Raw genomic sequence first — 21963 nt, 5'->3', positions numbered from 1 at the left:
TGACCTCCCTGCGTAACTGATAATTGCTGCTTATACTTGTGGCAAACAGGGGACGATCAGTGAGGTCACATGAAACCACTCACCGAAAAGCAAAAATCCCGATGCTGGGAACGAAGCCGTAATATCAATTTTCAGGCCAGCCGCCGCCTGGAGCGTGTGGATATTCCGCTCATTACGCTGAATGCGGATGAGATAGCGGAACGTCTTGACGCGCTGAGGAGGCATTATGAGCGATAAATACGGCAACGATCGCGATCCTTATCTCTACCCCGGTCTGAATGTGATGCGAAACCGCCTGAACATCCACCAGGCCGACCGGCTGGAGCAGGCCGCGTATGAAATGACCGCACTGCGCGCCGCAACGCTGCAACTTGGCCCGCCTGCGCGGGGGTTGCCGCATCTGTGCGCGATTCACCATCATCTGTATCAGGACATCTTCGACTGGGCGGGCGACTATCGTGAAGTCGATATTTATCAGGGTGATACCCGCTTCTGCCATTTCGCCTATATCGAAAAAGAGGGCAACGCCCTGATGCAGGATCTGGAAGAAGAGGACTATCTCGTCGGTCTGGACAACGACGAGTTTGTTGCGCGCCTCAGCCACTACTATTGCGAAATCAATGTGCTGCATCCGTTCCGGCTGGGCAACGGGCTGGCGCAGCGGATTTTCTTTGAGCAACTGGCGATCCATGCGGGCTATCAGCTTGACTGGCGGGATATCAATCCTGCGGCCTGGGCGCAGGCCAACCAGAACGGTGCCATGGGTGATCTGAGCGAACTAAACGCAATCTTCCGTAAAGTGGTCAACGAAGCGCGGGAAAGTGAGTAGAATAGGGCGGTTTTTTGTTCCGGAGCCGCCATGATCCTGCTGATTGATAACTATGATTCGTTTACCTGGAATCTCTACCAGTATTTTTGCGAGCTCGGCGCAGAGGTGGTTGTTAAGCGTAACGACGAGATTACGCTTGCGGACATCGCGGTGCTGGCGCCGGAAAAAATCGTTATCTCCCCGGGCCCCTGCACGCCGGATGAATCCGGTATTTCGTTAGAAGTGATTCGTCACTACGCCGGTAAACTGCCGATCCTCGGTGTTTGCCTCGGGCATCAGGCCATCGGCCAGGTGTTCGGCGCGACCATCGTGCGGGCCGCCAGAGTCATGCATGGTAAAACCTCGGCCATTACGCACAATAATCAGGGTGTTTTTCGCGGGCTGAATAACCCGCTTACCGTCACGCGCTACCATTCTCTGGTGATCGACCCACCGACCTTACCTGATTGTTTTGAGGTGACAGCGCGCAGCGATAGCGGTGAAATCATGGGGATCCGCCACCGCGAATGGGATCTGGAAGGGGTGCAGTTTCACCCGGAAAGCATTCTCAGTGAACAAGGGCATGACCTGCTGGCCCGGTTTATCCATCGCTGAATTGTAGTTGCCTTTGACTGATTTTTTATGCATATTTTATGAGTAATTTCTCACAATTTGCTGCATGAAAGGTGGTCAAGGCATGGCAACTGAACAACCTGCAATTACCCGCGCAACATTCGATGAAGTGATATTGCCCATTTATGCACCGGCGGAATTTATCCCGGTGAAGGGCAAAGGCAGCCGGGTATGGGATCAGCAGGGCAAAGAGTACGTTGATTTTGCGGGCGGTATTGCGGTCACCGCGCTGGGGCATTGTCATCCGCAACTGGTGGCAGCGCTGCATGCGCAGGGCGAGACGCTGTGGCATACCAGCAATGTGTTCACCAATGAACCGGCGCTGCGTCTTGGTCGCAAGCTTGTCGACGCCACCTTTGCCGAGCGCGTGGTGTTTATGAACTCCGGCACCGAAGCGAACGAAACCGCCTTCAAGCTGGCGCGTTATTATGCCTCGACGCGCCACAGCCCTTATAAAACCAAAATCATCGCCTTCCATAACGCATTTCACGGGCGCTCGCTGTTTACCGTTTCCGTCGGCGGGCAACCGAAGTATTCCGACGGTTTTGGCCCGAAACCGGCCGATATCATCCACGTACCGTTCAACGATCTGCATGCGGTTGAAGCGGTGATGGACGATCACACCTGCGCGGTGGTGGTGGAGCCGGTTCAGGGTGAAGGCGGCGTCACGGCGGCAACCCCCGAGTTTCTGCAAGGGCTGCGCGACCTGTGCGATAAGCATCAGGCGCTGCTGGTGTTTGATGAAGTGCAGTGCGGCATGGGGCGCACCGGTTCGCTGTTCGCTTATATGCACTATGGTGTGACGCCGGATATTCTCACCAGCGCGAAAGCGTTGGGTGGCGGTTTCCCCATTAGCGCAATGCTGACGACGGAAGAGATCGCCAGTGCGTTTCATGTGGGTTCCCATGGCTCCACCTACGGCGGTAACCCGCTGGCCTGCGCGGTGGCTGGCGCGGCGTTTGACATCATTAATACGCCGGAAGTGCTGCACGGTATTCAGGTGAAACGTGAGCGCTTTGTGCAGCATTTACAGCAGATCGACGCACAGTACGATCTGTTCAGCGATATTCGTGGAATGGGGCTGTTGATTGGTGCAGAGCTGAAACCGCAGTATCAGGGTCGTGCGCGGGACTTCCTCTACGCCGCCGCAGATGCCGGGGTGATGGTGCTCAATGCCGGGCCGGATGTTATGCGTTTTGCGCCATCGCTGGTGATTGACGAGGCCGATATTGACGAAGGCATGGCACGCCTGGCGCAGGCGGTGAAAACCGTTATTGCGGCGTAGTTTTCCCGACGCGTTTGGTCAGCCAGATCCCGTGATGTGGGCGCTGGCGCCAGGCCACCGAGGAAATAGTGTGCATCGTATTCAGATGACCCAGTACGCGCTGAAGATGCTGTTCCATGGTGCTTAGCGCCCCGTGGGACAGCGTTTCCGGCGACTCCATAATGTTCGCATCGCCGCTGCTTCCCGCCTCATCATATTCCAGTCGCTGTTGACAGCGCTGTAGGGCAATTTCGCAGGATTGCAAATACCGTTGCGCCAGATCGGGCGTCAGCATCGTGTGCTCGCGTGCCAGCGTGGTCATGGCGTTGATATGCTCGACGATAAACTGGCTGTGCGTGACCCACAGTTTCATATCTTCCAGATAACGGGTGTTGAAACCGGGCTCCTGCATCGCCTGATTGAGCGAGTTAAACAGGGCGTTATGCGCCTGATTGACGCGCATCCGCTGATACGCCAGCGCCGGGGCTTGTGGATCATCGCTCAGAATTAAGCGGATCGCGTCCTGATCAGCTTCCAGCGCATCCATGGCGTTTTTCCGCAGCAGACCGCTTTGCCATTGCGGCCACAGCCAGACCATGCCGCCGAACGCAATCAGACAGCCAATCACCGTATCGATAAAACGGGCGACGATAAACTCTTCACCGTTCAGCGTCAGTATCTGGATGGTGAATACGGCGGTGACCGTAAAACCGACCGTCGCCCAGCCGTAGTTTTTGCGGATAATCAGATAGCTGACGAGCGTAATCACCAGCATCGCCGACAGCGTATAGCCTTCGGGAACGTGAAAGTGCAGCGCGCTGCCGACAATAAACAGCCCCACCAGCGTCCCGATGGCGCGGTGGAAAATGCGCACGCGTGTCGCGCCATAGCCGTTTTGCGTTACCAGCAGAATGGTCATCAGGATCCAGTACGGTTTGGGCAGATGCAGCGCCACACCCATCAGACTGGCGATGCTTAACATAACACTGATGCGCGCGGCGCTACGCAGCGCGGAGGATTTCAGCGACAGATAACTTTTTAGCGCCGGGATCAACGGCAGACGGCGCGTTTTGTCGGCCATCAGATCACGCGGGTAGAGCGGTCGTTGGGTGCGCAGGACGCGGGCAATACGGCTGAAGTGCCAGGCGCAAAACTGGCCGACCGGGTTATTGGGGTGCTGATCGGCGATTTTTTCCAGCGCGCCGATTTGCTTATCCATACTGAAGCGGCTGGGGTAGCGATGATAGAGGATATCGTCCGCCAGCACGCGCAGACGCGCGGCGACGGTCTGCGCGTTCCAGCGAATTACCGCTTCCGCATGGCTGCGCTCCACCAGTTTCTGCACCTCTTCGGGCTGGTGGAGGCTGACGGAAATATGTTCCTGTAAATCCAGACCAACCTGAAACGCGCGCAGCAACCGTTTGTAATCGCGGTTTTTATTGGCGGCAAGCATATGAAGCTGCTGGTAGCACTGGGTTATCAAATCCACCGTTTTTTGCTGGCGCGACAACAACGGCGGCAGCGCGGTGTTCGGATCGGTATGCTGCGTCAGCATGCTGTATTTGGCTTCGCAGTATTCCGCCAGTTGCCGGTAAAACAGGCTCAGGGATTCGCGCAGCGGCTGCTCTTTCCACATCCAGAACCAGAACCAGTTAAACAGCCCGTACCACAGCGTACCGAGCGCGTAGAGCAACAGCGGCTGCCAGACCGGCATGTTTCCCGCCAGGCTGAGCGTAAAAATGGCGGCGATCAACGAGGCGGGCAGCAGGCGGGCATGCAGCGGGCTGATTTCCGCTGTTACGCCCAGTAGCATAGTCAGACCGGTAAGGATAACGGGCAGCGGAACGTCCCGGGCCAGCAACAGCTGGACTATCAGGCTGCAGCCCGCGAACAGCGTGCCGCCAATAATCAGGCGTTTGAAAAAGCGTTTGTGCGGTGTATCAAGCCCGGCGATGTTGCAGCAGGCGGGCACCAGCGAGAAGAGTAAACCGTGCTGTAGCTGACCGAGAAGCAGACCCACAATCACAGGGAGAGACAACACCAGCGTCTGTCGCAGTGCGTAGTTAACTTCCGGGTGATAGATCAGTCGACGCCACATGAAGAAAACAAAACGGCGCGTTGTGTTCGGCAACGCGCCGTCGGGCTGTATTAGCGGGTACCGTATACGACGATGGTTTTACCGTGTGCGGAGATCAGGTTTTGATCTTCCAGCATTTTCAGGATACGACCCACCGTTTCGCGGGAGCAGCCAACGATCTGACCGATTTCCTGACGGGTGATTTTGATCTGCATGCCGTCCGGATGGGTCATGGCGTCTGGCTGTTTGGCCAGGTTCAGCAGCGTCTGTGCGATACGGCCGGTAACGTCCAGGAAGGCGAGGTTGCCCACTTTCTCGGAGGTGACCTGCAGACGACGCGCCATCTGAGACGAGAGGCGCATCAGGATGTCAGGGTTAACCTGGATGAGCTGACGGAATTTTTTATAGGAAATTTCAGCCACTTCACAAGCCGTTTTGGCGCGCACCCACGCACTACGTTCCTGCCCCTCTTCAAAGAGGCCTAATTCACCGATGAAATCGCCCTGGTTCAGGTAAGAAAGAATCATCTCTTTACCCTCTTCATCCTTGATGAGTACAGCCACCGAGCCTTTCACGATGTAATACAACGTTTCTGCTTTTTCACCCTGGTGAATCAGCGTGCTCTTAGACGGGTACTTATGAATGTGGCAATGAGACAAGAACCATTCGAGTGTCGGGTCTGTTTGCGGTTTGCCAAGCACCATGTGCGATTATCCTCTGTTATAAGCTGTCTCCAGCGGCATCAGCTACAGCCACTGGGTTGCAATCGAATTCTTCCCGATACCTGGGAAGGGGCTGATAAAATAAAAATAATCAGCCAGTAATGTGATGTCCTCTGCATACATGCACTACTTCATAAGTATCACTGTAGCATCTCGTCTGTTTTAGCATAGCTTTTCCCGCCTGTCTCCTGGTGTCTCGCTTCAGCATGACGCAGGTCGACTTCCGTTGCGAGAAAAGTTATGTGCGCGTAATCTGAGAAGAAAATTACGAACCGGGAGTTAAAAAATATGCAAGCGCGTGTGAAGTGGATTGAGGGGCTGACCTTCCTCGGCGAGTCAGCCTCAGGACATCAAATTCTTATGGATGGGAACTCCGGGGATAAGGCTCCCAGTCCGATGGAAATGGTGCTGATGGCCGCAGGCGGCTGTAGCGCTATCGACGTGGTTTCTATCCTGCAAAAAGGGCGTAACGACGTGACCGATTGTGAGGTAAAACTGACCTCAGAACGTCGCGAAGAAGCTCCCCGTTATTTCACCAGTATTAACCTTCATTTCATTGTGACGGGAAAAAGTCTGAAAGACGCAGCGGTGTCCCGCGCGGTGGATCTTTCCGCGGAAAAATACTGCTCTGTGGCATTGATGCTCGAAAAAGCCGTGACGATCACGCATTCGTACGAAGTGATCGAAGGCTAAGTGTCCAGGCGGGTAACCATGCGTTTACCCGCCTGCGTGGTTAACCGATTTTCTTGCCTTCCATAATCCGCTTCACCAGCGGCATCATGATCAGTTCCATCGCCAGTCCCATTTTGCCGCCCGGCACCACCAGTGTATTCATATGCGAAATGAACGAGCCCTGCAGCATAGCCAGCAGCCAGGGGTAATCAATGCCTTCAAGATTGCGGAAATGAATGACAACAAAGCTTTCATCCAGAGACGGAATATCTTTGGCCGCGAACGGGTTGGAGGTGTCGATAGTCGGCACGCGCTGGAAGTTGATATGGGTGCGTGAGAACTGCGGCGTAATGAAGTTGATGTAGTCTTCCATCGAACGAACGACAGAATCCATCACCGCTTCACGCGAATGGCCGCGCTCGCTGGTATCGCGGATGAGTTTCTGGATCCACTCCAGGTTGACGATGGGCACCACGCCGACCAGTAAATCCACATGGCTGGCGACATCATGATCGTGCGTGACGACGCCGCCGTGAAGCCCTTCATAGAACAATACGTCGGTCGGTTCCGGCAGCGGTTGCCAGGGGGTAAAAGTCCCTGGTACCTGATTCCAGGGAACGGCTTCGTCATAGGTGTGCAGATATTTCCGCGACTGGCCCTTTCCGGACAGCCCGTATTCGCGGAAGGTCTGCTCCAGCAGACCAAAGTCATTCGCTTCCGGGCCAAAATAGCTGATGTGCTTTCCCAGGTCGCGCGCCTTACGGATGGCCATGTCCATTTCCGGGCGGGTATAGCGGTGAAAACTGTCGCCTTCCACTTCGGCCGCATGTAAATCAAGCTGGGCGAAGATCTTACGAAAGGCGAGGCTGGTGGTCGTGGTTCCAGCACCACTGGAGCCTGTGACGGCAATCACCGGATGTTTGGCAGACATAGCGAACAACTCCCTGAATGGGTTCTTAGTCGGGTGAGTCGCGGAACTGCGAGCGGGGCATGATATTGACCGTCTCGTGAAGTTCAGACCAGATAAGCACGGCCTCACCGTTTTGTAACTGTCGTCTGACGTCAGCGACTTTATCTTTTAGCGAACGTTCATGTTCACCATAGTCGGTGCCTTCCCGTAAGACAAAGCTTTCAATAAGATTATCCAGTGTCTCGGGCGGTAACTCCTGCCAGGGAATCAACATGGCTGCACCCCCAACCAGCGGCTCAGCCAGTCCGGAATGCGCGTTTCCAGCCACATTTCCGGCTTACGCCATGTGCCTCCCACAAACCCCACATGGCCGCCGTGCTCAGTCAGTTGATACTCCACGTTCACCGGCAAATGCGTTTTCGGCGGAATGGAGTGGTGATCCATAAACGGATCGTCTTTTGAGTGGATAATCAGCGTCGGTTTCGTCACGTGGCTTAAGACCGGCATTGCGCTGCACTGGCGATAATAGTCCAGCGCATCGGCGAAACCATGGATTTTCGCGGTGATCAAATCGTCGAACTCACGAATGCGGCGCACGGCTTTCAACTGGCGTAAATCAACGGGCAACGTGCCGGGGTAGGCCTTCAGCTTCCGCGCGGCGTTGGCTTTCAGCAGGTTCAACAGATAGCGCTGATAGACGCGGGAAAAGCCCTTGTTCATGTGGTAGCTACAGGCTTCGAGCATAAATGGCGCGGAGACGATGACGGCGGCCTCCAGCGGAACCGCATCGCCCTCTTTCGCCAGCAGACAACCGAGCATATTGCCGCCGAGGGAATAACCCACCGCTGCCGTCGGCACGTCGCCAAATTCACGACGCAACCAGTGCAGAAACCAGGTGCCGTCTTCGGTTTCGCCGGAATGATAAATGCGTTCGTTGCGGTTCGGTTCGCCGCTGCAACCGCGAAAATGCATCACCACGCCCAGCCAGCCGCGCTGTTTCGCCGCATTGATCAGGCCATGCGCATAAGGGCTGTGCAGGCTGCCTTCCAGACCGTGGAATACTACCAGTCGGGGTTTATGCCGCGCCTGCGCGGGATCTTCGCTCCAGGCCAGATCGACGAAATCACCATCGGGGAGCTCCAGCCGTTGCCAGTGCGGAGTGAACTGTAACTTCCGGCGGATGAGCCGAGGCAGCATGGTTTGCAGGTGGCGATTGCTGCCGCCCCGCATGGGAATAAACGCGGCACTGTCGTCCGGCGGAATGTCGATTTCAACAGGGGTAATCTGAGCCATAATTGTGCGATGTCTTCAAATAATCAGTGTTTACTATACCGTCACTCTACGTTTGTGTTTATGAAAACGAGGCAAATGATGGAGATTTACGCGGTTACCCCCGTTTTTGTGCGCGGAGGCACGAATTGCGCCAGTTGCTGCAAAAAACATGGTATTTTTTGTGGTTATACTTAAGGCCAATTCATTCCGGGAGGGAACGATGTCCAGAAAATTATTGCAGATCCATTTCAGTTTTAACGGCCCGTTTGGCGAGGAAATGTCCCGTCAACTGGTGGATCTTGCCAGATCGATTAATGAGGAGCCGGGGTTCATCTGGAAGATCTGGACGGAGAGCGAAAAGAACCACGAAGCCGGTGGTATTTACCTGTTTGAATCCGAAGAGACGGCGCTGGCGTACGTGAAAAAACATGCGGCGCGTCTGAAAACGTTTGGCGTTGAGGAGGTGATTTTCAAACTCTTTGACGTGAATGCAACGCTCACCGGCATTAACCACGGCACGCTGTGATCCTCAGGTAAAATCAGGCTTTGTCATCAACAAAGCCTGATTTCCACACTTAGTTTTCCTGTTGCATCTGTTCGAGCTGTTCCTGCGCCTCCAGCCATGCCATTTCACAGGTCTCAAGACCGGACTTAGCGCTGGCCTGTTGTTGCAGGCATTCCGTCAGCTCGTTTTTGCGTTCGGGATCGTACAGCCCGCTGTCACCGAGTTTCTCCTCCGCCAGCGCCAGTTGCGCGTGCAGTTTTTCCATCTCTTTTTCCAGACGGGCGATCTCTTTGCGCAGCGGCTGGGTTTGCGCGCGAAGTTCAGCGTCACGACGCTTCTGATCTTTACGCGCCTGCGCACTGTTCGCATTCTCTTTTGACGTCTCCGCGGGCTGGTTTTCCTGTTTCTGAACATCGCTCAGCCATTGCTGATAATCATCCAGATCGCCGTCGAAAGGTTCCACTTTGCCGTCATGCACCAGATAAAGATCGTCGGTCGTTGAACGCAGCAGATGGCGGTCGTGCGATACCACCACCAGCGCGCCTTCGAATTCGATCAACGCTTCGGTCAGCGCCTGACGCATGTCGAGATCGAGGTGGTTGGTCGGTTCGTCGAGCAGCAGCAGATTGGGGCGCTGCCAGACGATCAGCGCCAGCACCAGCCGCGCCTTTTCGCCGCCGGAGAAGCGGGCGGTGTGCTCGCTGACCTTATCGCCCTGAAAACCAAAGCCGCCGAGATAGTCGCGGAGCTTCTGTTCCAGTTCCTGCGGTGCAAGACGGGCAAGGTGCTGGAGCGGGGATTCATCGGCGCGTAAGAACTCAAGCTGATGCTGCGCGAAGTAACCAAGCTTAATGCCTTTCGCCAGACCAATGTCGCCGCTCACCGGCGCCAGTTCGCCCGCCAGCAGCTTAATCAGCGTCGATTTCCCCGCGCCGTTACGGCCCAGCAGGCCGATGCGCGAGCCAGGCACCAGATTCAGCTTGATGGAGTCGAGGATAATCCGCTCGCCATAGCCCGCGCTGACCTTTTCCATCTTCAGTAACGGGTTCGGCAGGCTTTCCGGCGCGCGGAAACTGAAATGGAACGGGTTATCGACGTGCGCAGGCGCGATGAGCTCCATACGCTCGAGCATTTTAATGCGGCTCTGCGCCTGACGGGCTTTTGTCGCTTTGGCGCGGAAACGCTCGATGTAGCTTTGCAGATGCGCCACGCGCTGCTGCTGGCTTTCATACATCGCCTGTTGCTGCGCAAGACGCGTCGCGCGCTGGCGCTCGAACGAGCTGTAGTTGCCGGTATATTCGAACAGGGTTTCCTGTTCGATATGAATAATTTTATCGACCACCGGATCCAGAAAGTCGCGATCGTGAGAGATCAGAATCAGCGTGCCCTGATAGCTTTTCAGCCATTTTTCCAGCCAGATCACCGCGTCGAGATCGAGGTGGTTGGTCGGTTCATCAAGCAGCAGCAGATCAGAGCGGCAAATCAGCGCCTGCGCAAGGTTCAGGCGCATGCGCCAGCCACCGGAGAAATCGCTGACCGGGCGTTCCAGCTGTTCATTGCTGAACCCCAGACCGTGCAGCAGGCTGGAGGCGCGGGCGCGGATGGTCCAGGCGTCGATGGCGTCCAGTTTGCCGTGGACGGTTGCAATCGCATGACCGTCGTTGCGCTCGTTGGCCACCTGAAGCTCGGCTTCCAGTTGGCGATATTCGCGATCGCCGTCGATCACATAGTCTAAAGCGGGTTCCGGCAACGCCGGTGTTTCCTGATTCACCCACGCCAGTTGCCAGTTCCCCGGGTAAGTAAAACTACCGGCATCGGCAGTGATCTCATTTTTTAGCAGCGCCAGCAGCGTGGATTTACCACAGCCGTTTTTACCCACCAGACCGACTTTTTGCCCGGGGTTGATGGTTGCTGTGGCGTTTTCCAGCAGGACGCGAACGCCGCGACGAATTTGTAACGAGGAGAAAACAATCATAAGGCGCCGTATGTTCAGACTATGTTAATTTGTCATTATGATAATGTAAGGTGTGGGCAATTTGCCGCACCGGGGCGACATGGTAGCCCAAAACGACAACGATAGACAAAACCGGGAGGGGAATGATGTCCCAGCCAGCGAAAGTTTTGCTGCTGTATGCCCATCCGGAATCTCAGGACTCGGTGGCGAACCGGGTTCTGCTTAAGCCGGCACTGCAGCTCAGTAACGTAACGGTACACGACCTTTACGCACACTATCCTGACTTCTTTATTGATATCCCTCGCGAGCAACAGTTGCTGCGCGAGCACGAGGTGATCGTTTTTCAGCACCCGCTGTATACCTATAGCTGCCCGGCATTACTGAAAGAGTGGCTCGACCGCGTACTGAGTCGGGGGTTCGCCAGCGGAGTGGGAGGGAACCAACTGGCGGGAAAGTACTGGCGTAGCGTCATCACCACCGGTGAGCCGGAAGCGGCGTATCGGCACGACGGGCTGAATCGCTATCCGATGAGCGACATTCTACGGCCATTTGAATTAACGGCGGCGATGTGTCGTATGCACTGGATGAATCCGATCATTGTTTACTGGGCCCGCCGTCAGCCGACGGAAGCGTTGGCCAGCCATGCTAAAGCCTATGGCGAATGGCTGGCATCACCCACTGTCACAGGAGGTCTTTAATGGAAGGATCGGATCTGCTGCTGGCGGGAGTGATATTTTTGTTTGCGGCGGTGGTGGTGGTGCCGTTTGCCGCGCGCCTGGGCATCGGCGCGGTATTGGGTTATCTGCTCGCCGGGATCGCCATTGGCCCGTGGGGGTTAGGGTTCATCAGCGATGTCGATGAAATCCTCCATTTCTCCGAGCTTGGCGTGGTGTTCCTGATGTTCATCATCGGTCTGGAACTGAACCCGTCAAAGCTCTGGCAACTACGACGCTCTATTTTTGGCATTGGCGCGCTGCAGGTCGCGCTCAGCGCGGCGATCCTGGCGGGGTTGCTGATTCTGACACAGTTTTCCTGGCAGGCGGCAGTCGTTGGCGGTATCGGGCTGGCGATGTCGTCTACCGCGATGGCGCTGCAACTGATGCGTGATAAAGGCATGAACCGCAGCGAGGCCGGGCAACTGGGATTTTCGGTGCTGCTGTTCCAGGATCTGGCTGTTATCCCCGCGCTGGCGATGGTGCCGCTGCTGGCAGGAAACGGCGACGATCATCCTGACTGGATGAAAATCGGCCTGAAGGTGCTGGTGTTTGCCGGGGTGCTGGTTGGCGGGCGATTCCTGCTGCGACCGGTATTCCGCTTCATTGCGGCTTCGGGCGTGCGGGAAGTGTTTACCGCCGCCACGCTGTTGCTGGTGCTGGGGTCGGCGCTGTTTATGGACGCGCTGGGACTGTCAATGGCGCTGGGGACGTTTATCGCCGGGGTGCTGCTGGCGGAGAGCGAGTATCGCCACGAACTGGAAATCGCTATCGATCCGTTTAAAGGCCTGTTATTGGGGCTCTTCTTCATCTCTGTTGGCATGGCGCTGAACCTCGGCGTGCTGTATACGCATCTGCTGTGGGTGGTGGTCAGTGTGATGGTGCTGGTGGCGGTAAAAGCACTGGTACTTTACGTACTGGCGCGGGTTAACGGTCTGCGCAGTTCGGAACGGATGCAGTTTGCCGGGGTGCTGAGTCAGGGCGGTGAATTCGCTTTTGTGCTGTTTTCCAGTGCCTCATCGCAGCGGCTGTTTCAGGATGATCAAATGGCGCTGCTGCTGGTGACTGTCACGCTGTCGATGATGACCACGCCGTTGTTGATGAAAGCGATTAACGCGCTGCTCTCCCGTCGCCTGAATACGCCGGAAGAAGAGGACGAAGCGCCCTGGGTGGAAAACGATAAACCGCAGGTGATCGTGGTGGGTTTTGGCCGTTTCGGTCAGGTGATTAGCCGCTTGCTGATGGCCAATAAAATGCGCATCACCGTGCTGGAGCGTGATATCAGCGCCGTCAACCTGATGCGAAAATATGGCTATAAAGTGTATTTCGGCGATGCCACGCAGGTGGAACTCCTGCGTTCCGCTGGCGCGGAGGAGGCACAGTCCATCGTGATCACCTGCAATGAGCCGGAAGATACCATGAAGCTGGTGGAAATCTGTCAGCAGCATTTTCCGCATCTGCATATTCTGGCGCGAGCGCGCGGGCGCGTTGAAGCCCATGAATTGCTGCAGGCGGGTGTTAAACTTTTCTCCCGCGAGACCTTTTCCAGTGCGCTGGAACTGGGGCGCAAGGCGCTGATTTCTTTGGGCATGCACCCGCATCAGGCGCAGCGTGCTCAACTGCATTTCCGGCGGCTCGACATGCGCATGTTGCGCGAGCTGATGCCGGTACATACGGATACTCAGCAGATCTCCCGCGTGCGGGAAGCAAGACGCGAACTGGAAGAGATTTTCCAGCGAGAGATGCAACAGGAACGACGCCAGCTGGATGGCTGGGACGAATTTGAATAGAAGGTGAACGATGAGCGTGCGTAAACGTTTTATTGCAGGGGCGAAATGCCCGGCATGCCAGGCGCAGGATTCTCTCGCCATGTGGCGTGAGAATAATGTTGATATTGTTGAGTGTGTTAAGTGCGGACACCAGATGCGCGAGGCGGATAAAGAGGCTCGCGAGCACGTTCGCAAAGACGAGCAAGTGATTGGCATTTTTCATCCGGAGTAGCGATCTGCGCCGTCTTTTTTTAAGCTAGTGGGTACACGGGTGCAGAATTCCGCTACAATCTGCGCCACTATTCTTCCCATGCTCAGGAGATATCATGAAAGTAGCAAAAGACCTGGTGGTCAGCCTGGCCTATCAGGTACGTACAGAAGACGGTGTGTTGGTTGATGAGTCTCCGGTGAGTGCGCCGCTGGACTACCTGCATGGTCACGGTTCCCTGATTTCCGGCCTGGAAAACGCGCTGGACGGTCACGAAGTGGGCGACAAATTTGATGTTGCTGTTACCGCAAACGATGCATACGGCCAGTATGATGAAAACCTGGTGCAGCGTGTGCCGAAAGACGTCTTCATGGGCGTTGACGAACTGCAGGTAGGTATGCGTTTCCTGGCGGAAACCGACCAGGGTCCGGTTCCGGTTGAAATCACTGAAGTTGAAGACGACCACGTCGTGGTTGATGGCAACCATATGCTGGCTGGCCAGAACCTGAAATTCAACGTTGAAGTGGTTGCGATTCGCGAAGCGACGGCGGAAGAACTGGCTCACGGCCACGTTCACGGAGCGCATGATCATCACCACGATCATGATCACGACCACGAAGGTTGCTGCGGCGGCCACGGCCATGACCACGAACATGGTAAAGGTGGTTGTGGCGGTCACGGCGGTTGCGGCTGCCACTAAATACCCGCTGTCTTTCAGGCTGCAGGGGTGTTGTTAAAAGATAAAGCGGGGAAATCCCCGCTTTTTTTCGCCTTAATAATGGGGCGGCGGCGTCTCTTCGGACTGCGCCGCAATCTGCGAAGGCTGGCTGGCTTTAAGCTTTTCTGTCATCAGACGAATATGATCGCGCAGTTTTGCCATCTCCATCTCATGAGCCGTCACGGTTTGATTCAGGTCTTCAATGGTGACCTCCTGAAACGCCAGTCGACTCTCTAATTCTGCCAGTCGCGCTTCCATTGTTTTGTCGCTCATCATTGACCCCCTGTTCTGAAATAGTCGCGGCGGATTCTACTTAACTTTACGATTCTTCGCAGCTTTCCGTCGCCGACCAGGAAACTAATTTACACAAAAATAGTCTGAAAAGACGCGATATTCAGGAGCGTTCGTATGTAGATTTCTTTTGCAACGTTTTATAGTACGCTTCTCATTTACGTTAACCCTGGGGCGAGAGATGCCCCGGCCCTGGAGAGATGGATGAAATCATTTTTTAAAGTAACGCTTCTGGCAACCACAATGGCTGTAGCCCTGAACGCGCCGCTGGCATTTGCTGCTGATGCTGCAAAACCTGCCGCGGCTGCCGACAGCAAAGCCACGTTCAAAAACGACGACCAGAAGTCCGCTTACGCCCTGGGAGCATCATTGGGTCGTTACATGGAGAACTCCCTGAAAGAGCAAGAGAAACTGGGCATTAAGCTGGATAAAAATCAGCTGATCGCCGGTGTTCAGGATGCTTTTGCCAATAAAAGCAAACTCTCCGATCAGGAAATCGAACAGACCCTGCAGGCTTTTGAAACCCGCGTGAAGACCTCTGCTCAACAGAAAATGGAGAAAGACGCGGCAGATAACGAAGCAAAAGGCAAAACCTACCGCGACACCTTCGCCAAAGAGAAAGGCGTGAAAACCTCCTCTACCGGTCTGTTGTATAAAGTAGAGAAAGAAGGTACCGGCGATGCGCCGAAAGACAGCGACACTGTGGTCGTGAACTACAAAGGTACGCTGATCGACGGTAAAGAGTTCGATAACTCTTATACCCGTGGCGAACCGCTGAGCTTCCGTCTGGACGGCGTTATTCCAGGCTGGACTGAAGGCCTGAAGAACATCAAGAAAGGCGGCAAGATCAAGATGGTCATTCCGCCGGATCTGGCTTACGGTAAAACCGGCGTTCCGGGTATCCCGGCTAACTCTACGCTGGTCTTTGATGTCGAGTTACTGGATATCAAACCTGCGCCGAAAGCAGATGCTAAACCTGAAGCTGCCGCGGATGAAAAAGCCGCTGAAACCAGCAAAAAATAAGGCAATCAAAACCGCCGCCTCACAGGCGGCGGTTTTTTTATTTCAGGGCAGATATAATTAACACTGGAAAGCGCCTCATGCGCTGTATTACCTTAGATGCCCTTAGAATGATGATGATGAGCCTGCCCTGACCATCTAACGACAGGCTCCTGAAAAGGAGTGCTTTTTTTCATGTCCAGGTCGCTATTAACCAATGAAACCAGTGAACTTGATTTACTGGATCAACGTCCTTTTGAGCAAACCGACTTCGATATTCTCAAATCCTACGAAGCGGTCGTGGACGGGTTAGCGATGCTTATCGGCTCCCATTGTGAAATTGTGTTGCACTCTTTGCAGGACCTTAAGTGTTCGGCCATCCGTATTGCCAACGGCGAGCACACCGGGCGCAAAATCGGATCGCCCATTACCGATCTTGCTCTGCGCATGCTGCACGATATGACCGGAGCAGATAGCAGCGTTTCCAAATGCTATTTCACTCGCGCTAAAAGCGGCGTGTTAATGAAGTCTGTCACCATTGCCATTCGCAATCGCGATCAGCGCGTCATCGGCCTGCTGTGCATTAATATGAATCTGGATGTTCCGTTCTCCCAGATTATGGGCACCTTTATTCCGCCGGAAACACCGGAAGTGAATTCGCAGGTCAACTTTGCCTCTTCCGTTGAAGATCTGGTGACTCAGACGCTGGAGTTCACCATCGAAGAGGTTAATGCCGATCGTAACGTTTCCAATAACGCCAAAAATCGCCAGATCGTCCTTAATCTTTATGAAAAAGGGATCTTCGATATTAAAGACGCCATCAACCAGGTGGCTGACCGTCTGAATATTTCAAAGCACACGGTGTACCTCTATATTCGCCAGTTCAAAAGCGGCGACTTCCAGGGGCAAGATAAGTAATGCGATTTGCCCTGATGGTGACGGGCCCGGCCTACGGTACGCAACAGGCCAGCAGCGCGTTGCAGTTTGCACGCGCGCTGGTTGCGCAAGGGCATGAGCTTGTCAGCGTCTTCTTCTATCGGGAAGGGGTCTATAACGCGAATCAGTTGACCTCGCCCGCCAGCGATGAATTTGACCTGGTGCGCGCGTGGCAACAGCTTCATGAGCAACAGGGCGTTGCACTGCATATTTGTGTGGCCGCCGCGCTGCGTCGTGGCGTCACCGATGAAACCGAAGCGCGTCAGCTTGGGCTTCCGGCGTCTAACCTGCAGCCGGGCTTTACGCTGAGTGGTCTGGGCGCGCTGGCTGAAGCCACCTTAACCTGCGATCGCGTGGTGCAATTCTGATGAAACGCGTCGCCTTTGTCTTTTCAACCGCACCACACGGCAGCGCGTCAGGACGTGAAGGGCTGGATGCGCTGCTGGCCACCTCCGCGCTGACGGACGAGATCGGCGTGTTTTTTATCGGCGATGGCGTCCTGCAAATCCTCGACGGGCAACATCCGCAAACGGTGCTGGCGCGGGATTACATCGCGACCTTCAAACTGTTGCCGTTGTACGATATCGAACAGTGCTGGATGTGCGCGGCCTCGCTGCGTGAGCGCGGCATTGGCGGCGACGCGAAATGGGTGGTTGACGCTGAAGCGCTGGAGCCAGAGCCGCTCCGCCAGCAGCTCGATCGTTTTGACGTCATTCTCCGCTTCTGAGGCGCCCATGCTCCACACGTTACGTTGTTCTCCCTGGCATGCTGACATCGACGCGCTTTTGCGGCTGGTGAAAGAGGGCGACGACCTGCTGTTGCTCTCCGATGGCGTGCTGGCCGCTGTTGAGGGCAGCCGTTTTATTGAAATTCTTAAAAAGGCCCCCATATCGCTTCATGTCCTACAGGAAGATGTTGAAGCCCGGGGGCTTTCCGGTCAAATTTCGAGCAGTGTCGTCAGGGTTGACTATACTGATTTCGTCAGGCTCACCGTCAAACATCCAGGGCTGCTGGCCTGGTGAAGACCAGAACGTTGTATATTTCTTGACACCTTTTCAGCGTGGCCCTAAAATTTCGCGTCCTCATATTGTATGAGGTCGTTTTATTACGTGTTTACGAAGCAAAAGCTAAAACCAGGAGCTATTTAATGGCAACAGTTAACCAGCTGGTACGCAAACCACGTGCACGCAAAGTTGCAAAGAGCAACGTGCCTGCGCTGGAAGCATGCCCGCAGAAACGTGGCGTATGTACTCGTGTATATACCACCACTCCTAAGAAACCGAACTCCGCACTGCGTAAAGTTTGCCGTGTGCGTCTGACTAACGGTTTCGAAGTCACCTCCTATATCGGTGGTGAAGGTCACAACCTGCAGGAGCACTCCGTGATCCTGATCCGTGGCGGTCGTGTAAAAGACCTCCCGGGTGTTCGTTACCACACCGTTCGTGGTGCGCTTGACTGCTCTGGCGTTAAAGACCGTAAGCAGGCTCGCTCCAAGTATGGCGTGAAGCGTCCTAAGGCTTAATGGTTCTCCGTTAAGTAAGGCCAAACGTTTTAAATTAATGTCAAACTAAACTCTTTGAGTTTTGGACAATCCTGAATTAACAACGGAGTATTTCCATGCCACGTCGTCGCGTCATTGGTCAGCGTAAAATTCTGCCGGATCCGAAGTTCGGATCAGAACTGCTGGCTAAATTTGTCAATATCCTGATGGTAGATGGTAAAAAATCTACTGCAGAATCAATCGTATACAGCGCGCTGGAGACCCTGGCTCAGCGCTCTGGTAAAAATGAACTGGAAGCTTTCGAAGTCGCTCTCGAAAACGTGCGCCCGACTGTCGAAGTTAAGTCTCGCCGCGTTGGCGGTTCTACTTATCAGGTACCAGTTGAAGTCCGTCCGGTTCGCCGCAATGCTCTGGCAATGCGTTGGATCGTTGAAGCTGCTCGTAAACGCGGTGATAAATCTATGGCCCTGCGTCTGGCGAACGAACTCACTGACGCTGCAGACAACAAAGGTACTGCAGTGAAGAAACGTGAAGACGTTCACCGTATGGCAGAAGCCAACAAGGCGTTCGCACACTACCGCTGGTAATCCCATCGGAGTTTTAGTCACCAGGCGGGCGCTTCAGGTAAGCTGCCCGCACTGGGTTACTTAATCTGAACGCCTAAAGAGACAAACGAGGAATCAAATGGCTCGTACAACACCCATCGCACGTTACCGTAACATCGGTATCAGTGCGCACATCGACGCCGGTAAAACCACTACTACCGAACGTATTCTGTTCTACACCGGTGTAAACCACAAAATCGGTGAAGTTCATGACGGCGCCGCAACCATGGACTGGATGGAGCAGGAGCAGGAACGTGGTATCACCATCACTTCCGCTGCGACTACTGCATTCTGGTCTGGTATGGCTAAGCAGTATGAACCGCACCGTGTCAACATCATCGACACCCCGGGGCACGTTGACTTCACTATCGAAGTAGAACGTTCCATGCGTGTACTCGATGGTGCGGTAATGGTTTACTGCGCAGTTGGTGGTGTTCAGCCGCAGTCTGAAACCGTATGGCGTCAGGCGAACAAATATAAAGTTCCACGCATTGCGTTCGTTAACAAAATGGACCGCATGGGCGCGAACTTCCTGAAAGTTGTTGGTCAGATCAAAACCCGTCTGGGCGCGAACCCGGTTCCGCTGCAGCTGGCTATTGGTGCTGAAGAAGCTTTCACCGGCGTTATCGACCTGGTGAAAATGAAGGCCATCAACTGGAACGATGCTGACCAGGGCGTTACCTTCGAATACGAAGATATCCCGGCTAACATGCAGGAACTGGCTGACGAATGGCACCAGAACCTGATCGAGTCCGCAGCTGAAGCTTCTGAAGAGCTGATGGAAAAATACCTGGGTGGTGAAGAACTGACTGAAGAAGAGATCAAAAAAGCTCTGCGTCAGCGCGTTCTGAACAACGAAATCATCCTGGTAACCTGCGGTTCTGCGTTCAAGAACAAAGGTGTACAGGCGATGCTGGATGCGGTAGTTGACTACCTGCCATCCCCGGTAGACGTTCCTGCGATCAACGGTATTCTGGACGACGGTAAAGATACTCCGGCTGAGCGTCACGCCAGCGATGATGAGCCTTTCTCTGCACTGGCATTCAAAATCGCTACTGACCCGTTCGTGGGTAACCTGACCTTCTTCCGCGTGTACTCTGGTGTGGTTAACTCCGGTGATACCATCCTGAACTCCGTGAAAGCGGCTCGTGAACGTTTTGGTCGTATCGTTCAGATGCACGCCAACAAACGTGAAGAGATCAAAGAAGTTCGCGCAGGCGACATCGCTGCAGCGATCGGTCTGAAAGACGTGACCACAGGTGATACCCTGTGTGATCCGGATCATCCGATCATTCTGGAGCGTATGGAATTCCCGGAACCGGTAATCTCCATCGCCGTAGAACCGAAAACCAAAGCTGACCAGGAAAAAATGGGTCTGGCTCTGGGCCGTCTGGCTAAAGAAGACCCGTCTTTCCGCGTATGGACTGACGAAGAATCTAACCAGACCATTATCGCTGGTATGGGTGAACTGCACCTCGACATCATCGTTGACCGTATGAAACGTGAATTCAACGTTGAAGCGAACGTCGGTAAACCTCAGGTTGCTTACCGCGAAGCAATTCGTGCGAAAGTTACCGATATCGAAGGTAAACACGCCAAGCAGTCTGGTGGTCGTGGTCAGTACGGTCATGTTGTTATCGACATGTACCCGCTGGAGCCGGGCTCAAACCCGAAAGGTTACGAGTTCATCAACGACATCAAAGGTGGTGTAATTCCTGGTGAATACATCCCTGCCGTTGATAAAGGCATCCAGGAGCAGCTGAAGTCTGGTCCGCTGGCGGGTTACCCGGTAGTTGATCTCGGTGTGCGTCTGCACTTCGGTTCTTACCATGACGTTGACTCCTCTGAGCTGGCGTTTAAACTGGCGGCTTCTATCGCCTTTAAAGATGGCTTTAAGAAAGCAAAACCTGTTCTTCTTGAGCCGATCATGAAGGTTGAAGTTGAAACGCCGGAAGAGAACACCGGTGACGTTATCGGTGACTTGAGCCGTCGTCGCGGTATGCTGCGTGGTCAGGAATCCGAAGTGACTGGCGTTAAGATCCACGCTGAAGTTCCGCTGTCTGAAATGTTCGGATATGCAACTCAGCTGCGTTCTCTGACCAAAGGTCGTGCATCATACACCATGGAATTCCTGAAGTATGATGATGCGCCGAACAACGTTGCTCAGGCCGTAATTGAAGCCCGTGGTAAATAAGCCGCAGGGTTAAAACCAAAGTCCCGTGCTCTCTCCACGAGGGGAGAGCACTATAGTAAGGAATATAGCCGTGTCTAAAGAAAAATTTGAACGTACAAAACCGCACGTCAACGTCGGTACTATCGGCCACGTTGACCATGGTAAAACTACCCTGACCGCTGCAATCACTACCGTACTGGCTAAAACCTACGGTGGTGCTGCTCGCGCATTCGATCAGATCGATAACGCGCCGGAAGAAAAAGCTCGTGGTATCACCATCAACACCTCTCACGTTGAATACGATACCCCGACTCGCCACTACGCACACGTAGACTGCCCGGGCCACGCCGACTATGTTAAAAACATGATCACTGGTGCGGCACAGATGGACGGCGCAATCCTGGTAGTTGCTGCGACTGACGGCCCGATGCCGCAGACTCGTGAGCACATCCTGCTGGGTCGTCAGGTAGGCGTTCCGTACATCATCGTGTTCCTGAACAAATGCGACATGGTTGATGACGAAGAGCTGCTGGAACTGGTAGAGATGGAAGTTCGTGAACTGCTGTCTCAGTACGATTTCCCGGGCGACGACACGCCGATCATTCGTGGTTCTGCTCTGAAAGCGCTGGAAGGCGACGCAGAGTGGGAAGCGAAAATCATCGAACTGGCTGGCTTCCTGGATACTTACATTCCGGAACCAGAGCGTGCGATTGACAAGCCGTTCCTGCTGCCGATCGAAGACGTATTCTCCATCTCCGGTCGTGGTACCGTTGTTACCGGTCGTGTAGAGCGCGGTATCATCAAAGTAGGTGAAGAAGTTGAAATCGTTGGTATCAAAGAGACTGCGAAGTCAACCTGTACTGGCGTAGAAATGTTCCGCAAACTGCTGGACGAAGGCCGTGCTGGTGAGAACGTAGGTGTTCTGCTGCGTGGTATCAAACGCGAAGAAATCGAACGTGGTCAGGTACTGGCGAAGCCGGGCACCATCAACCCGCACACCAAGTTCGAATCTGAAGTGTACATTCTGTCCAAAGACGAAGGCGGCCGTCATACTCCGTTCTTCAAAGGCTACCGTCCGCAGTTCTACTTCCGTACAACTGACGTGACTGGCACCATCGAACTGCCGGAAGGCGTTGAGATGGTAATGCCGGGCGACAACATCAAAATGGTTGTTACCCTGATCCACCCGATCGCGATGGACGACGGTCTGCGTTTCGCAATCCGTGAAGGCGG

Annotated in this window: 26 protein-coding genes; 19 read left to right on the top strand and 7 right to left on the bottom strand. The window is 54.5% G+C overall.

Features of this window, described 5'->3' with window-relative positions; translation table 11 throughout:
* The first annotated feature begins 69 nt into the window (after positions 1-69).
* From AOY23_RS21350 to argD, 4 genes are all read left to right on the top strand, one after another.
* On the top strand, positions 70-237 hold the full coding sequence (locus AOY23_RS21350) for a YhfG family protein (RefSeq protein WP_072170891.1): 168 nt from the start codon (positions 70-72) through the stop codon (positions 235-237).
* On the top strand, positions 227-829 hold the full coding sequence (locus tag AOY23_RS00125) for a putative adenosine monophosphate-protein transferase Fic (RefSeq protein WP_054177845.1): 603 nt from the start codon (positions 227-229) through the stop codon (positions 827-829). Before AOY23_RS21350 ends, AOY23_RS00125 begins: the two co-directional genes overlap by 11 nt.
* 30 nt (positions 830-859) lie before the next feature.
* Positions 860-1423 carry an aminodeoxychorismate synthase component 2 gene (gene pabA, locus AOY23_RS00120; protein ID WP_054177844.1) on the top strand — a complete coding sequence of 188 codons (564 nt, stop codon included), beginning with the start codon at positions 860-862 and terminating at the stop codon, positions 1421-1423.
* An 82-nt stretch (positions 1424-1505) separates the two neighbouring features.
* Positions 1506-2726: a bifunctional acetylornithine/succinyldiaminopimelate transaminase gene (gene argD, locus AOY23_RS00115; RefSeq protein WP_054177843.1), complete on the top strand. Its 1221-nt coding sequence runs from the start codon at positions 1506-1508 to the stop codon at positions 2724-2726.
* Here argD and AOY23_RS00110 read toward each other — a convergent pair.
* Positions 2713-4803 (bottom strand): YccS/YhfK family putative transporter, encoded by a 2091-nt coding sequence (locus AOY23_RS00110; RefSeq protein WP_054178132.1) that lies wholly within the window; start codon positions 4801-4803, stop codon positions 2713-2715. The genes argD and AOY23_RS00110 overlap by 14 nt on opposite strands.
* A gap of 50 nt (positions 4804-4853) precedes the next feature.
* Positions 4854-5486, bottom strand: coding sequence for a cAMP-activated global transcriptional regulator CRP (gene crp / locus AOY23_RS00105; RefSeq protein ID WP_000242758.1), 633 nt, complete (start codon positions 5484-5486; stop codon positions 4854-4856).
* Positions 5487-5792: 306 nt separating this feature from the next.
* On the opposite strand from crp, the gene AOY23_RS00100 reads away from it, so the two are divergent.
* Positions 5793-6197 (top strand): OsmC family protein, encoded by a 405-nt coding sequence (locus tag AOY23_RS00100; protein ID WP_054177842.1) that lies wholly within the window; start codon positions 5793-5795, stop codon positions 6195-6197.
* A gap of 40 nt (positions 6198-6237) precedes the next feature.
* Here the strand turns inward: AOY23_RS00100 and AOY23_RS00095 are convergent, their stop codons facing one another.
* From AOY23_RS00095 to AOY23_RS00085, 3 genes are read right to left on the bottom strand one after another with little or no spacing between them, the layout of a single operon-like run.
* A complete protein-coding gene (locus AOY23_RS00095) occupies positions 6238-7107 on the bottom strand; it encodes a phosphoribulokinase (protein WP_054177841.1) in 870 nt (289 codons plus the stop codon).
* A 25-nt stretch (positions 7108-7132) separates the two neighbouring features.
* Complete coding sequence (locus tag AOY23_RS00090) at positions 7133-7360, bottom strand: YheU family protein (RefSeq protein WP_054177840.1); 228 nt, start codon at positions 7358-7360, stop codon at positions 7133-7135.
* Positions 7354-8379 (bottom strand): hydrolase, encoded by a 1026-nt coding sequence (locus tag AOY23_RS00085; RefSeq protein ID WP_054177839.1) that lies wholly within the window; start codon positions 8377-8379, stop codon positions 7354-7356. The genes AOY23_RS00090 and AOY23_RS00085 overlap by 7 nt, the downstream gene beginning before the upstream one ends.
* Before the next feature lie 199 nt (positions 8380-8578).
* On the opposite strand from AOY23_RS00085, the gene AOY23_RS00080 reads away from it, so the two are divergent.
* Positions 8579-8884, top strand: a complete 306-nt coding sequence (locus AOY23_RS00080) for a monooxygenase (protein WP_054177838.1) — start codon at positions 8579-8581, stop codon at positions 8882-8884.
* A gap of 49 nt (positions 8885-8933) precedes the next feature.
* On the opposite strand, the gene AOY23_RS00075 is transcribed toward AOY23_RS00080, so the two are convergent.
* Positions 8934-10838: an ABC transporter ATP-binding protein gene (locus AOY23_RS00075; RefSeq protein WP_054177837.1), complete on the bottom strand. Its 1905-nt coding sequence runs from the start codon at positions 10836-10838 to the stop codon at positions 8934-8936.
* 122 nt (positions 10839-10960) lie between these two features.
* On the opposite strand from AOY23_RS00075, the gene kefG reads away from it, so the two are divergent.
* The 4 genes from kefG (at position 10961) to slyD (ending at position 14207) form a co-directional block, all read left to right on the top strand.
* The gene (gene kefG / locus AOY23_RS00070) at positions 10961-11515 is read left to right on the top strand and encodes a glutathione-regulated potassium-efflux system ancillary protein KefG (RefSeq protein ID WP_054181221.1); all 555 of its coding nucleotides are present in this window, start codon (positions 10961-10963) and stop codon (positions 11513-11515) included.
* On the top strand, positions 11515-13320 hold the full coding sequence (gene kefB / locus AOY23_RS00065; RefSeq protein WP_054177835.1) for a glutathione-regulated potassium-efflux system protein KefB: 1806 nt from the start codon (positions 11515-11517) through the stop codon (positions 13318-13320). The genes kefG and kefB overlap by 1 nt, the downstream gene beginning before the upstream one ends.
* Positions 13321-13330: 10 nt before the next feature.
* Positions 13331-13531 carry a YheV family putative zinc ribbon protein gene (locus tag AOY23_RS00060; protein ID WP_038158617.1) on the top strand — a complete coding sequence of 67 codons (201 nt, stop codon included), beginning with the start codon at positions 13331-13333 and terminating at the stop codon, positions 13529-13531.
* 94 nt (positions 13532-13625) lie between these two features.
* The gene (slyD, locus tag AOY23_RS00055; protein WP_054177834.1) at positions 13626-14207 is read left to right on the top strand and encodes a peptidylprolyl isomerase; all 582 of its coding nucleotides are present in this window, start codon (positions 13626-13628) and stop codon (positions 14205-14207) included.
* 72 nt (positions 14208-14279) lie between these two features.
* Here slyD and AOY23_RS00050 read toward each other — a convergent pair whose 3' ends face one another.
* Entirely contained in the window at positions 14280-14498 is a 219-nt protein-coding gene (locus AOY23_RS00050) for a protein SlyX (RefSeq protein WP_038158611.1), read from the bottom strand.
* Between the two features lie 222 nt (positions 14499-14720).
* Here AOY23_RS00050 and fkpA point away from each other — a divergent pair, with 222 nt between their 5' ends.
* The 9 genes from fkpA to tuf form a co-directional block, all read left to right on the top strand.
* On the top strand, positions 14721-15539 hold the full coding sequence (gene fkpA, locus AOY23_RS00045; protein ID WP_054177833.1) for an FKBP-type peptidyl-prolyl cis-trans isomerase: 819 nt from the start codon (positions 14721-14723) through the stop codon (positions 15537-15539).
* A gap of 171 nt (positions 15540-15710) precedes the next feature.
* Positions 15711-16433, top strand: coding sequence for a helix-turn-helix transcriptional regulator (locus AOY23_RS00040; RefSeq protein WP_054177832.1), 723 nt, complete (start codon positions 15711-15713; stop codon positions 16431-16433).
* A complete protein-coding gene (tusD, locus tag AOY23_RS00035; RefSeq protein ID WP_054177831.1) occupies positions 16433-16819 on the top strand; it encodes a sulfurtransferase complex subunit TusD in 387 nt (128 codons plus the stop codon). The genes AOY23_RS00040 and tusD overlap by 1 nt, the downstream gene beginning before the upstream one ends.
* On the top strand, positions 16819-17178 hold the full coding sequence (gene tusC / locus AOY23_RS00030) for a sulfurtransferase complex subunit TusC (RefSeq protein WP_054177830.1): 360 nt from the start codon (positions 16819-16821) through the stop codon (positions 17176-17178). Before tusD ends, tusC begins: the two co-directional genes overlap by 1 nt.
* 7 nt (positions 17179-17185) lie before the next feature.
* The gene (gene tusB, locus AOY23_RS00025; protein ID WP_054177829.1) at positions 17186-17473 is read left to right on the top strand and encodes a sulfurtransferase complex subunit TusB; all 288 of its coding nucleotides are present in this window, start codon (positions 17186-17188) and stop codon (positions 17471-17473) included.
* A 125-nt stretch (positions 17474-17598) separates the two neighbouring features.
* On the top strand, positions 17599-17973 hold the full coding sequence (gene rpsL / locus AOY23_RS00020) for a 30S ribosomal protein S12 (RefSeq protein WP_000246815.1): 375 nt from the start codon (positions 17599-17601) through the stop codon (positions 17971-17973).
* Positions 17974-18068: 95 nt separating this feature from the next.
* Positions 18069-18539, top strand: coding sequence for a 30S ribosomal protein S7 (gene rpsG, locus AOY23_RS00015; protein ID WP_013364441.1), 471 nt, complete (start codon positions 18069-18071; stop codon positions 18537-18539).
* A 97-nt stretch (positions 18540-18636) separates the two neighbouring features.
* Positions 18637-20751: an elongation factor G gene (gene fusA, locus AOY23_RS00010; protein ID WP_038158586.1), complete on the top strand. Its 2115-nt coding sequence runs from the start codon at positions 18637-18639 to the stop codon at positions 20749-20751.
* A 70-nt stretch (positions 20752-20821) separates the two neighbouring features.
* Positions 20822-21963, top strand: a 1142-nt coding sequence (tuf, locus tag AOY23_RS00005; RefSeq protein ID WP_054177828.1) for an elongation factor Tu, incomplete at its 3' end; no start/stop codon positions are given.

Origin of the sequence: Trabulsiella odontotermitis, assembly GCF_001297775.1 — a bacterium.
Taxonomy (GTDB): Bacteria; Pseudomonadota; Gammaproteobacteria; order Enterobacterales; family Enterobacteriaceae; genus Trabulsiella; species Trabulsiella odontotermitis.
The sequence above is the reverse complement of the archived record's forward strand: the minus strand, read 5'-3'. Positions and strand labels throughout refer to the sequence as shown.